At 63.4% G+C, this 12991-nt stretch carries 6 protein-coding genes; 2 read left to right on the forward strand and 4 right to left on the reverse strand.

The genetic code is table 11. From position 1 onward, the window contains the following. Window positions 1-109 precede the first annotated feature (109 nt). The 3 genes from J3P91_RS19805 to recQ form a co-directional block, all read right to left on the reverse strand. Window positions 110-2110: a FimV/HubP family polar landmark protein gene (locus J3P91_RS19805; RefSeq protein WP_434601494.1), complete on the reverse strand. Its 2001-nt coding sequence runs from the start codon at window positions 2108-2110 to the stop codon at window positions 110-112. A gap of 119 nt (window positions 2111-2229) precedes the next feature. After that, entirely contained in the window at window positions 2230-2664 is a 435-nt protein-coding gene (locus tag J3P91_RS19810; RefSeq protein ID WP_305499533.1) for a MarR family transcriptional regulator, read from the reverse strand. 117 nt (window positions 2665-2781) lie between these two features. Beyond that, a complete protein-coding gene (gene recQ, locus J3P91_RS19815; protein ID WP_305499531.1) occupies window positions 2782-4908 on the reverse strand; it encodes a DNA helicase RecQ in 2127 nt (708 codons plus the stop codon). 419 nt (window positions 4909-5327) lie between these two features. On the opposite strand from recQ, the gene J3P91_RS19820 reads away from it, so the two are divergent. Both J3P91_RS19820 and J3P91_RS19825 read left to right on the forward strand, forming a co-directional pair. After that, window positions 5328-5915 carry a YecA family protein gene (locus J3P91_RS19820; protein WP_305499530.1) on the forward strand — a complete coding sequence of 196 codons (588 nt, stop codon included), beginning with the start codon at window positions 5328-5330 and terminating at the stop codon, window positions 5913-5915. Between the two features lie 8 nt (window positions 5916-5923). Beyond that, window positions 5924-6322, forward strand: a complete 399-nt coding sequence (locus tag J3P91_RS19825; RefSeq protein ID WP_434601495.1) for a YbaN family protein — start codon at window positions 5924-5926, stop codon at window positions 6320-6322. Between the two features lie 240 nt (window positions 6323-6562). On the opposite strand, the gene J3P91_RS19830 is transcribed toward J3P91_RS19825, so the two are convergent. Further along, complete coding sequence (locus J3P91_RS19830; protein ID WP_434601496.1) at window positions 6563-12946, reverse strand: retention module-containing protein; 6384 nt, start codon at window positions 12944-12946, stop codon at window positions 6563-6565. Window positions 12947-12991: the final 45 nt, after the last annotated feature.

Genomic DNA, 12991 nt, shown 5'->3' on the forward strand with positions numbered 1-12991 from the left:
ATATTCCTACCTTGTGGGAGCGAGCCTGCTCGCGAAGGCAGAGTGTCAGTCGATGAATATTTTGAAGGTGATGGCCTCTTCGCGAGCAGGCTCGCTCCCACAGGGGTAATCAACGAATCCCGGCCAGCAGCACCCGGGCCGTTTCCTTGAGCGGCTCGTCGCCCTCTTCCACCAGTTCCTCCAGCAGCGTGATAGCGCTCTTGAGGTCTCCCTCATCGATACGATTCTGGGCTTCTTCGAGCTTTTCGGAATGCTGCGAGGGTTGCGCCTCAAAGGACACCGGTTCGAGCGACAGGGAGTCGAATTCCGGTTCGGCGGTCAGCGGCTCCAGCTCCAGCGACTGCTCTTCGTCGGCAAACCCGTCGAGAAAATCATCGTCCAGCGACTCGGTTTCCAGGGGCGCGCCCCATTGCAGGTCGGGCTCATCGAACCCCGAGAGCGACAAGGTGCCGGTTTCGAAGGTTTCCAGGGGTTTCGGTTCAGCGGAGGCCTGCGGGGTGTCGGTCAGGTCCCAGCTGTTCTCCATGGACAAGCTATCGAGCTTCAGCTCGAACTCGTCGCTGGCGGGACGGGGCGGTTCGGGCTCTGGAATGCGTGCCAGGGGTTCTGTCGGCGCAGGCGCATCAAGCGGCGCATCACGCGGCGTATCAAGGGAGGTCTCAACGGGCGCGGTAACCATGGAGATCCTCGGGTAGCGCCCGCGGACTTCTTCCAGCGCCTGGCGATCGATACCCTGGGCCAGCAGGTGGTTCTCCTGGGCCCGGAAACCGATGACATCGCCCTGCTTGCCCAGCACGTCGAGCAACTTGAGGCCCAGGTCGGTACGCTCCGGCTCCGCCAGCAACGCGGCGCGCAACAAGCCCGCCGCTTCGGTGAAGCGGCCATAGGTGAGGTAGATTCCCACCCCTTCGAGCACATCGCCGAGAGGCGCATCGCCGTTATTGAACGACGCGGCGACTTCAGGGCGTTCGGTGCCGGACTGCGTGTAAGTCTCGGGTTCGTCATCGTCCAGGATCAATTCGCGAGGCTCGGACATCGGCTGCGGATCCGCCAGTTCCTGCTGTTGCCGACGGCGGAGAAACAGCAACACGGCGAGCAACCCCAGCAGCCCTACCAGCCCCGCCACCCACAGCCAGTCGATGCCCTCTGCCTCGCCGGCCGGCGCCGCCTCGACCACCGGAGCGGGCTCGACGTATTCCTCTGGCGGCGGCGTCGCGACAACAGTCGATGGCGATGTCTGCGCCAGTTGCGCCTGCAACTCGCTGATCTGCTGGCGCTGGCCGGCAATTTCCGCGTCCTGGGCCTGAAGCCGGACTTGAAGTTCGTCGATGGTTTTCTGTTGTTGCTGGTTTTGCAGCACCGAGGCGGCAAGTTGCTCGGCATTGCTGTCGGGGGCGACAGAGGCCGGAGTTGAAGGGGCTGCGGCGGGAGGCGGCAATATGGCCGAGTCGGGCAGCAACAGGCGCTGACCGATGGAAAGCCGCTCGCTGCCAGGGTTCAGCGCCTGGATGCCCTGCATGAGCTCATTGACAGAGGCATTGCTGCCGGCGTCATGCAGGCGCTTGGCGATGATCCAGGGGTTGTCGCCCTGCACGACGGTGTAGCGCTTGCCTTGTGTGGCCGGTGGCGGCTTGATCGCGGGTGTTGCTTCGGCCGCAGCGGAAGGCTCGTCCACGGTCGGCACGATCCCTGGCGTGCCCGGCGGATCGATCAGCACGGTATATTCGCGCAGCACCCGGCCGTTAGGCTGGTTGAGCTGTACCAGGAAATTGAGGAAAGGTTCCTCCACCGGCTTGCTGGAAGTCACCCGGATGAAACTGCGCTCGCCGCGCAACACCGGCGTGAAACGCAGGCTGTTGAGAAAAAATACCCGCTCCACCCCGGCGCGACTGAAATCGTCCGGACTCGCCAGGCTGGCCGACAAATCCCCCTCGCCCAGGCCGGCCGCATCGACCAAGGCGATATCGGCGCGCAACGGCTGGTTCAGCGCGGAATGAAGCGTGATCTCTCCCAGCCCCAGCGCCGACGCCAGGGCCGGAAAGCCCAGGGCACCCACGACTATCAACACGTTGACCCAGTTGCGCAACGTGGACTGCAGACTTTCAAGCATGGGCATCCCTTTCGATTACCAGAACCAACCTCGGCGCAAACGCTTCCATTAGGAACGCTTACTACTGGTTATAGTTCGCTAACCGGCGAATCTCAAAAACCTGGTGTCAGGGATGTGCCTCAGGATTTTTCCAGGTTGGCCAGGATCCTGCCGTGAACCCGCATGCACACCCGCATATCCTCTTCATCAACGCCTTCAAACAACTCCCGACGCAGCTGCGTGGCAATGGTTTCGATTTGTTCAATCAGCGGCAAGGCCGGCGCGCAGAGCACGATTTTCTTGGCGCGGCGGTCCTCGGCCACGGCCTGGCGCTGCACCAGTCCCTGGGTTTCCAGGCTATCGAGCAAGCGGGCCAGGGTCGGGCCTTCAACGGCGACGCTCTGGGCCAGTTCACGCTGGGTCGGCGCCTGTTCGAAGCGCGCCAGGTGCAGCAGCACCAGCCAACGCGCCTGGGACAGGCCCAGCCCGGCGAGGCGACGGTCCAGCTCGGCTCGCCAGCCCCGGGACATTTGCGCCAACTGCATGCCAAAGCGGTGTTGATCGGTTAGAGGCATAAAAAACTCATCAGAATCTAAATAGAGAAATACTAATTATTAGTCAGCTAAGCATGAGCTTCGGATTCAAGCAAGGCTGGCACTGTAGTGAATCGTTAAAGGAGCGTAACCATTTGATCAGACTTCAAATTCCGATTGCAGTGCAGCCCTGACGCAATACAGGACGCCTTCCGGAACGCGGCCTGCAAACAGCGCGGCAACGTCAGATACCGCAGGCAATTCACCCTCGCCGTCGAGAAACGCGTCCTGGATTTCGCCCATCAGTTCTTCGGGCAAATCCAGCGCCTGCTCCAGGGATAGCTGCTGTTGGCCGATCGCCTCGGCCAGCATCGTGTAGACGTTCTTTTCCGAACACTGCAGTTGCCCGGCGATCTGTAGCGGGGTCATGCCGGCACGAGCCAGCGTGATGAGTTCGTGGCGTACATCGGCCACGGCTTTCGGCGCTTCGGCTTCACCGCCAAGCACCTGGAGGAAAGCCTCGCCGTAACGCTCCAGCTTGCGCGCGCCGACGCCACTGACCCGGGCCATTTCCGCGAGGGAAGTCGGTTGGCTGCGGAGCATTTCCAGCAAAGTCGAATCGGGGAAAATGACATAGGGCGGCACGCCATGCTCCTCCGCCAGCTTGCGCCGCAAGGCGCGCAAGGCCTCCCACTGATCGCGCTCCTCGCCACGCACCAGTTGGCTGGCCTGGCTCTTGCTGCTCTTGATCGCTGTTGCGGGCTTGAGGTCGCGACGCAGTTCCAGGCTGACCTCGCCTTTGAGCAAGGGCCGGCAGGTCGCGCTCAGGCGCAGGCCGCCATAACCTTCCAGGTCGATGTCGGCCAGGCCGCGCGCCACCAGTTGCCGGAACAGCGAGCGCCACTCGCTCTCAGTGCGGGCCTTGCCCACGCCGAACACCGAAAGATGCTGATGGCCAAAACTGCGGACCTTTTCGTTGTCCTTGCCCAGCAGCACGTCCACCAGATGTCCCACGCCGTAGCGCTGGCCCGTACGATAGATGGCCGACAGTGCCTGGCGGGCCGGCTCGGTGGCGTCCCAGGTTTCCACGCCGTCGACGCAGTTGTCGCAATGCCCGCAAGGCTCGGGCATGTCCTCATCGAAATAGGCCAGCAAGGTCTGGCGGCGGCAACGGGTTTCCTCGCAGAGCGACAGCATCGCGTCGAGCTTGTGTTGTTCCAGGCGTTTGTGGCGCTCATCGCCCTCGGAGTTCTGCAACATCTGCTTGAGCATCACCACGTCCTGCAGGCCGTAGGCCATCCAGGCATCGGCCGGCAAACCGTCACGACCGGCACGGCCGGTTTCCTGGTAATAGGCCTCTAGCGACTTGGGCAGGTCCAAATGCGCGACGAACCGTACGTTGGGCTTGTCGATACCCATGCCGAACGCCACGGTGGCGACCATGATCAGGCCTTCCTCGTTGAGAAAGCGCTTCTGGTGATAGGCCCGCAGATCGTTGGGCAGGCCGGCATGGTAGGGCAATGCCGGGAAACCTTGCTCGCTGAGGAACGCCGCCACCTCCTCGACTTTCTTGCGCGACAGGCAATAGACGATACCCGCGTCGCTGCGGCGCTCGGCGAGGAACGCCAGCAATTGCTTGCGCGGCTGCTCCTTGGGCACGATGCGGTAAAAAATGTTGGGGCGGTCGAAGCTGGAGAGGAACCGCTCGGCGTTCTGCAGGTGCAGGCGCTCGACGATTTCTTCGCGGGTACGTTTGTCGGCGGTGGCGGTCAGGGCGATGCGCGGCACGTCGGGAAACAGCTCGGCCAATTGCCCCAGCTGCAGATATTCACGACGGAAGTCATGGCCCCATTGGGATACGCAGTGGGCTTCGTCGATGGCAAACAGGGCGATTTCCAGGCTCTGGAGAAAGGCCAGCATGCGCGGCTGCACGAGACGTTCAGGCGCCAGGTACAGCATTTTCACTTCACCGCGCTGGATGCGCGCCGCCAGGTCCCGCTGCTGCTCGGCGCTCAGCGTGGAGTTCAACGCGGCAGCGGCAACGCCCAATTCCTCGAGGGTCGCGACCTGGTCGTCCATCAAGGCGATCAGCGGCGACACCACCACCGCGAGGCCGTTGCGCAGCAGCGCGGGCACCTGGAAGCACAAGGACTTGCCGCCGCCGGTAGGCATGAGCACCAAGGCATCGCCACCGCTGGCCACGCGCTCAATGATGGCACCCTGGCGGCCACGAAAACTGTCGTAGCCGAAGATGTCCTTGAGGACGCGTTGAGCCTGTTCGAGCATAAAAACTCCAAAAATCACCGAAACATCCCTGCAAGGCTGGTCCAGAAACACAAACGCTGCACCGGCAAATCGTAAGTGCGCGTTTCGAACCGCCGGGATGCCGCAGGGCATCACAAAACGCGGCAGTATACCCGAGGGCTTCGTTGCGAAGGGGGTTGCTGACGGGAGGTTTCAGGGCAAATGCCGGACAAGCCCCACCCCGTGGCGAGGGAGCTTGCTCCCGCTGGGTGGCGAAGCCGCCCCAAAAAAACAGGGCCGCTGCGCGACCCAGCGGGAGCAAGCTCCCTCGCCACAGGGACTCTGTAGGCTCGAGACCAGTGATGCATGGCCGGCAAGAAAGCAAATCCACCACGCGGCTGGCCTGAGCGCTCAAGAAAGCCTAGAATTCCCGCATTGTTTATTCCCCAAGGTAGCCTGTAATGTCCTTCGCTGAGCAACTGACCCGCCTGCAAGTCTTCCTCGACGCCGATGAGCTGCACGAAGAAGCGCTGGATTACGTGGCCGCTCATGGCTACCTGACCGCCCTGTCGATCTGCTCCGAGCAGGTGCCGGAGCGTGAATGGATCGACGCCCTGTTCGCCGAAGAACCGCACTACAGCGACGAAGCCCAACGCGCCGAAATCGAAGCGACGCTGGTCGGCCTCAAGGCTCACATCGCCCGCCAACTGGCTTCCGATGAAGAATTCGAGCTGCCGTGCGAGCTGGACCTGGGCGACGATCCGGACGATTCGGAACTGCGCGGCTGGTGCATCGGCTTCATGGAGGGTGTGTTCCTGCGCGAAGCGGCCTGGTTCGAAACCGCCGAAGAGGAAGTCAGCGAAATGCTGCTGCCGATCATGGTCGGTTCCGGCCTGTTCGACGAGCAACCGGAGTTCTCCGACATTGCCGCCGACCCTAACCTGATGGATGACATGATCGTGCAGATCCCGGAAGCCCTCACCGCCCTGTACCTGCTGTGCAACGCCCCGGACGAGAAACCGGCGATCCTCAAGCCGCGTCACCACTGAGTCAGCGGGTGCCCGCGCCCCTCGGCAATCGCCCGCTGATCCTGCGCTACGCTCTGCTCGCCATCGGCTGGCTGAGTGTGGTGCTGGGGGTCATCGGCATCTTTATTCCCGTCCTCCCCACCACCCCCTTCCTGTTATTGGCCGCGGCCTGCTTCGCCCGCAGTTCGCCCCGCTTCTACCGCTGGCTGGTGGAGCATCCGCGCCTCGGCCCCTGGATCGGCGACTACCTCAGCGGCAACGGCATCCCGCTCAAGGGCAAGGTCTACGCCATCGGGTTGATGTGGGCGAGCATCCTGATGTCGTGCTACCTGGTGCCCCTGCCGTGGGCGCGGGTGTTCATGCTGACCAGCGCGGTGCTGGTGACGGTGTATATCCTCAGGCAGAAGACCCTGCGCAAACCTGACTGAACGCCCTTGTGGCGAGGGAGCTTGCTCCCGCTGGGAGGCTAAGCCGCCCTGAAATCAGCTGATGCGATTCCCCAGGCAGACCGCGCCTGCCGATTTTACGACTGCTGCGCAGCCGAGCGGGAGCAAGCTCCCTCGCCACGGAACAGCGGTGCCTGGGTCCGGGAAAATTTTGCGCGGGTCAAAATGAAAAACCCGCCATCTCCAGAGCAGAGATGGCGGGTTTTGTCGTTTCAGCTCATCTCACACCGTGTCGACCTTCAACGAATGGTCGTTCAGCATGCCGTTGATGATGGTCGCGGTGTCCGCGCCGCCGATCATTCCGCCCGCGCCCGGCGTGACACCGTAGTGAGTGGCGAGGTTGACGCCGGCCAGGTCGATGGTCTGGTTCGGCGTGGCGCCGGCGGTGCTGCTGACGTCGATGCTGGTGATCAACGAGGCTCCACTGCCGGTCACGCTGAAGTGCAGGTAGTCATCAAGCGACGCCGCGCTGCCGTTCTCGCCCAGCAGCAGTTGCGACAGGTCGAGTTTGTCGAGGCCCGGGGTGAAATCCGTGATGACGTCGTGACCGCTGTTGCCCGCTTGCCATTGGAACGTGTCGGCGCCGTTGCCACCGGTGAGGGTGTTGTTGCCCAGGCCGCCGATCAGCAGGTCATCGCCGTCACCGCCGTTGAGCACGTCATGGCCGAGGCCGCCGTCGATGCGATTGCTCAAGCTGTCGCCGGTCAGGTGGTCGTTGAAGTTCGAGCCGACCAGGTTCTCGATGCCAGCCAGGGTGTCGGTGCCGGCCCCCAGGGTGTTCTGTCCGGCCAGCAGGCCGAGATTTACCGTGACGCCGCCGGTGGCATGGGCATAACTGGCGGTGTCGTTGCCAGTGCCGCCGTCGAGCAGGTCGTTACCGGTACTGCTGTAGAGCAAGTCATCTCCAGCCCCGCCATGCAAGATGTTGTTGCCCGCGCCGGTGCTGAGGATGTCGTTGCCGTCGCCGGCGTTGAGCACGTTGTTGCCATTGCCGGCCAGCAGTACATCGTCGCCCGTGGTCCCCGTCAGGGTGTGGCCCGCCTGATAGCTGATGCCCACCCCGGCGGAGTCACTGCCGCCGAGGTTGTCGCTGGCAGTGTAGCTGCCGTGATAATCGGGTGTAGTGTCCTGGGCACCGGCGTAGTTGACGGTCAGGGTCAGTTGGTAATTTTCCGAGGCATTGGCGTTGCCATTGCCGGGGTTGGGAATGTTGGTGACGTGGATCTGATAATTGCCATCCGCCGCCGCGGTGAACGATGCACCATCGTTGATCGCGATGAAGGGGCCGCCGTTAAGCGAATATTCCATGGCGATGCGACCGGCCGTGAGATTGTGATCCAGGGTCAGGGTTTCGCCTTGCTTGAGGCTGATGTTGAGCCGGTCTTCATCGTTGGCGTTGTTGTTCGACACCGCCCCCAGCGCCCCGCTGACCACCAGCACCGCGGTCATGCTCGCGGTGTTGGCGACGAAGGCACTGCGGTTGAGGCTGATCGACTGGGCGTTGTTGCCAGTGAAACTGGCGGTACCGGTGCTGCCGGTGAAATCCGCGCCCCTTGCCACCCAACCGGTGTTAAAACTGGTCGGCGATGCGGAGAGCGGGTCGCCGTTGGCGTCGCTGTCATTGCCCAGCAGCAGTTCACCCGGAACCACGATGTTGCCCGACAGCACGTTGGTGATGACGTTGTCATCGACCGCCACGGGCGCACTGTTGGGTTGGACCTTGATCACCAGGTTGGAGCCCGCCAGGTCACCATCGTTATCGCTGAGGGTGTAGCCGATGTTCTCGGTGATCAAGGTGCTGGTGGTGGTCTGGGAGGTGTAGCTGAACGCGCCGGTATCAAGATTCACCACGAGCATGCCGTCATGCCCGGTGGCGATGCTGACGGTGTTGGTCGCGGTGTTGAAGGCGCCGTGGTTGGCCCCGCCGCTGACGGTCAGCGCCCCCTGGCCACCGTTGGCGTCGGGGTTGTAGCTGTAGGTCGTGCCGTCCACCACCAGGCTTTTGATAAACCCGCCGTCGGCACCGAACGAGCCGCCTTCGCCAAACAGGCTGCCGGTAACCGGCACGCCTTGCACAGTGCCGGATAGCACCGAATTGAGCTGGTTCAAGTCAGTCACCACCACCGCGTTGGTGTTGGTGTGGGTGCTGCCGTCGTAGGCCAGCGGGTCAAGATTGACGTTTCTGGCGCCGCTGCCCAGGCCGACGGCGTAATTCTTGATGCTGTTGGCGTCGAGGAAGGCCTTCCACGCGGCCTCGTCCGCCGGGCCGATATCGCCCTTGGTCGGCTTGCCGTCGGAGAAAAAATAGCCAACGTTCTGGGCGCCGGTCAGTTGCCCCGGTGTTGCGAACGCCGTCTTGGCCATCTCCACGGCCGCATCGTAATTGGTGTCACCGTCCGCCTTCAGCGCGGCGATCAGTGTCTTGGCGGTTGCCACGTCCACCCACACGGCACTCTGGCCGGTAGCGCTGCCGCTGAAGGTGACAAGCTGGACCTTCACGTCGCCCATGTCGTCGTATTTGTCGAGCAAGGCGCTGATTGCCTGTTTGGCCAGGTCCATTCGCGAGAGGCCCGGCACACCGGAATCGTCTTTCATGCTGCCGGACACGTCGAGCACGATCAGCAGGTTCGAATCGATCTCCACCGCCGTGACCGAACGCTCGGACGCGACCGCCTTGGGCACATCGTCGACGATGCTGACCACCAGGTTGCCGGTGGTGCTGTTGCCCAGGGAATCGGTGGCCTGATAGGTGAAGCTTTCGGTCAATACGTTCGGGCCATTGTTGGCATGCGGCGTGGTATTCGCCGGCGAGGTCAGCGTATAGGTGTAAGAGCCGTCGGCGTTGAGCAGCAACTGGCCGTGAGCGCCATTGGCGTCTCCCACCAAGGCAAATGTCACGGCGCCGGTTGCACCGCTGACCGAACCGACCAAGGTGCCGGTGGCGGTTTCGCCGGTGCTGCCCGGCTCGCTGCCGGTGGCGGTGCCGGGGGCCAGGTCCTGGCCATCCTGTTTCAGATCCAGGGCTTTTTCGTAAACGGTGACGTCATGATCGGTTTCAGCGACCAGACAACTGTTGTGCACGTCGATGGTGATGGTCGTGGTGCTTTCATCCCCATCGGCGTCGCGCACGGTGTAGGTGAATACATCGGTGGCACCCGGTACGCCAACGGAGTCCGGATTGCTGTGATAGACCGCGTTGCCATTGGCATCCAGGGTCAGGTAGCCGTAGGTGCCGTTGATCTGGGTGTTCAGGCCGCCGTTGGCCGGGCTTGACGTATCATTGCCGGACCGCACGCCGATCACCACGCCACCATCGGCGCCGAGCACGTCGTTATCCAGCACGTTGCCGCTGACCGTCCCGCCCTCTACCACCGCCGCGGTATCACAGTGCGCCTTGGGCACATCGTCGACGATGTTGATAACGATGGTGCTGGTGACGCTGTTACCGAGTGAGTCCGTAGCTTGATACGTGAAGCTTTCGCTCAACACGTTCGGACCATCATTGGCGGCGGGCGTTGTCGTGGCGGGCGACGTCAGGGTGTAGGTGTACGAACCGTCCGGGTTGAGCAACAGTTGTCCATGGGCGCCAGTGGCATTGCCGATCAGGGCGAAGGTGACGGCGCCGACGGCACCGGTCACCGAGCCGACGAGGCTGCCGCTCGCGGTTTCGCTGCTGGCATTCGGCGCACTGCCCGTGACGGTGCCGGGGGCCAGGTCCTGGCCATCCTGGTTGAGATCCAGGGCTTTTTCGTAGACACGGATTTCCTGGTCAGGGGTTGCGGCCAGGCAGCTGTTATAAACGTCGATGGTGATGGTCGTGGTGCTCTCGTCGCCATCGGCGTCGCGCACGGTATAGGTGAACACATCGGTGGCGCCCGGTGCGCTGACGGCGTTCGGGTTGCTGTGGTAGACCGCGTTGCCGTTGGCGTCCAGGGTCAGGTAACCGTAGGTACCATTGATCTGGCTGTTGAGGCCGCCTACGGCGGAGGTCGATGTATCGCTGCCGGCGCGTACGCCGATCACTGCGCCGCTGGCGGCAGGCCCGTCGGCGCCGCCCTCGTCGTTGTTCAGCACGTTGCCGCTGACCGTCGCGCCCTCTTCCACCGAGGCGGAGTCGGCGTGGGCCTTGGGCAAATCATCGACGATGTTCACGTCCAGGTTGCCGGTGGCCGTGGTGCCGTTGTCATCGGTGACCACCACGCCGAACTGCTCGCCCAGGCTATTGGCGCCGTTGGCGTTGGGATGCGCTTCGTTGTCGAGCAAGGTGTAGCTGTAGCTGACCACGCCCGTGACGGCGTTGAAGCCGGTGACGGTCAAGGTGTTGCCCAACGCGGTGGTGATCGATTGCGGGAAACCGGCGGCGACGCCACCGCTGACCACAGTGATGCCGCCGACGCTCAGGGTCTGCACGCCGTCCAGCGCGGTGATGGTGAAAGTACCGTTCTGGGTCAGCGCCGAGGCATCCGGGTTGCTGCCGTCGCCGAGGTTTTTCTCCTGCACTGTCAGCTCGCCGCCCTCGGTGTCGAGGCCGTTGATGATCACCGGGTCGTCGTTGTTGTGCACTTGCAGCACCAGGTTGGCGGTGCTGGTATCGCCGTCGGCGTCGGTCAGGGTGTAGGTGAAGGTTTCGCTGCCGTTGCCGCCGCCGTGCAGGCCTTTGAAATCGGTGTCGCCAGGGTTGAGTGTGTAGGTGTAGGAGCCGTCGGCGTTGAGCACCAGCGTGCCGTAGGTGCCGGTGAAAGTGCCGGGAGTAATCGGCCCGGACGCCACTTGATCGGCGCCTTGGTTGTCGTTGGGCAGCACGCTGCCGGTCAGGGTCAGGTTGTTTTCCGAGGCAGTACCGGCGTTGCTGTCGTCCACGGCCTTGGGCAAGTCATCGACAATGTTCACGTCCAGGTTGCCGGTGGCCGTGGTGCCATTGTCATCGGTGACCACCACGCCGAACTGCTCGCCCAGGCTATTGGCGCCGTTGGCGTTGGGATGCGCTTCGTTGTCGAGCAAGGTGTAGCTGTAGCTGACCACGCCCGTGGCGGCGTTGAAGCCGGTGACGGTCAAGGTGTTGCCCAACGCGGTGGTGATCGATTGCGGGAAACCGGCGGCGACGCCACCGCTGACCACAGTGATGCCGCCGACGCTCAGGGTCTGCACGCCGTCCAGCGCGGTGATGGTGAAAGTACCGTTCTGGGTCAGCGCCGAGGCGTCCGGGTTGCTGCCGTCGCCGAGGTTTTTCTCCTGCACTGTCAGCTCGCCGCCCTCGGTGTCGAGGCCGTTGATGATCACCGGGTCGTCGTTGTTGTGCACTTGCAGCACCAGGTTGGCGGTGCTGGTATCGCCGTCGGCGTCGGTCAGGGTGTAGGTGAAGGTTTCGGTGCCGTTGCCGCCGCCGTGCAACGCAACGAATTGCGGGTCGCTGGTATTCAGGGTGTAGGTGTACGTACCGTTGGGGTTGAGCACCAGCGTGCCGTAGGTACCGGTGAACGTGCCGCCGATGATCGGCCCGCTGTCGGGGCCGGTGGGTATGCGATCAGCGCCCTGGTCATCGTTGGGCAATACGTTGCCAGTGAGGGTGACGAGGGTCTCCGATGCGCTGCTGGCGTGGCTGTCGTCCACGGCTTGAGGCACGTCGTCGGTGATGTTGACGTCCAGGGTTCCGTTGGCCGTATCGCCGTCGGCGTCGACGGCCACGACCGGGAATTGCTCGCTGATGGTGTTGGCACCACCGCCCGCCGGATGGGTTTCGTTGTCGGTCAGGGTATAGGTGTAGCTCACCACGCCAGTGGCCGGGTCATAGCCGGTGATGGTCAGCGTGTTGCCCAGCGCCGAGGTGACGGACTGCGGGAAACCTGAAGCCACGCCGCCAGCGATCACGCTGATACCGCCGATGCTCAGGCTGTTCAAGCCGTCGGGGGCGGAAATGCTGAAGGTGCCGCTTTGCACCAGCGCGCCAGGATTGCTGGCGGTACCGTCGGCAAGGTTGGCCTCGTTGGTGCTCAGCTCGCCGCCGTCCACGGTCACGCCACCAAGGGTGACGGGGTTGTCCGGCGTTTCAGGAATGACCGGCGGCACGGTTCCATCGCCATCATCGCCATCGTTGCCGTCCGGATCAGCCGCCAGCTCCAGTTGTGGAAACTCGGGAATCCCGTTGAACCCGGCGGTTGGGAAGCCAATCAGAGGATCAACCTCCCCGGCTACCTCCTCCAGCAGTACAAAGCTGTGCCCACCGCCCACTCCGCCCGGGTTGCCGCCCTCGGCGCCCGCCGCCGTGGCCTCGCCCGTCTGGGTCGGGTCGGCGCCGGCGGCGATGGCTTGCTGCAATTGCTGCACATCGGTCAGTTGCGCATTACTTGGCACTGGCGCTTCGGGCGTGTCGACAGGCGCTGCCTGGTTGGCGAGCAGCTGCGGGGTCAGGGTCAGGTCACTTTCGCGGCCCAAGGTCAGTTCCTGGCCGTTCTGCAAATGCACGGCTACTGCGCCCTCAGCGCCGGTGATCAGGTGCTCACCGGCGTACAACCGATCACCTTCGATCAACGGGCGCCGCAGCCCACCGGCGGCCTCTGCGAAAACCTGCCCTACGACCTTGCTGACGGTACCGATGAGCGCTGCCATGTGCATTTCCTCCGTTGCCAACCGTAGTCGGCACCTGTGCTGGGT

Origin of the sequence: Pseudomonas sp. Z4-7 (assembly GCF_051131965.1) — a bacterium.
In the GTDB taxonomy this organism is placed as follows: domain Bacteria; phylum Pseudomonadota; class Gammaproteobacteria; order Pseudomonadales; family Pseudomonadaceae; genus Aquipseudomonas.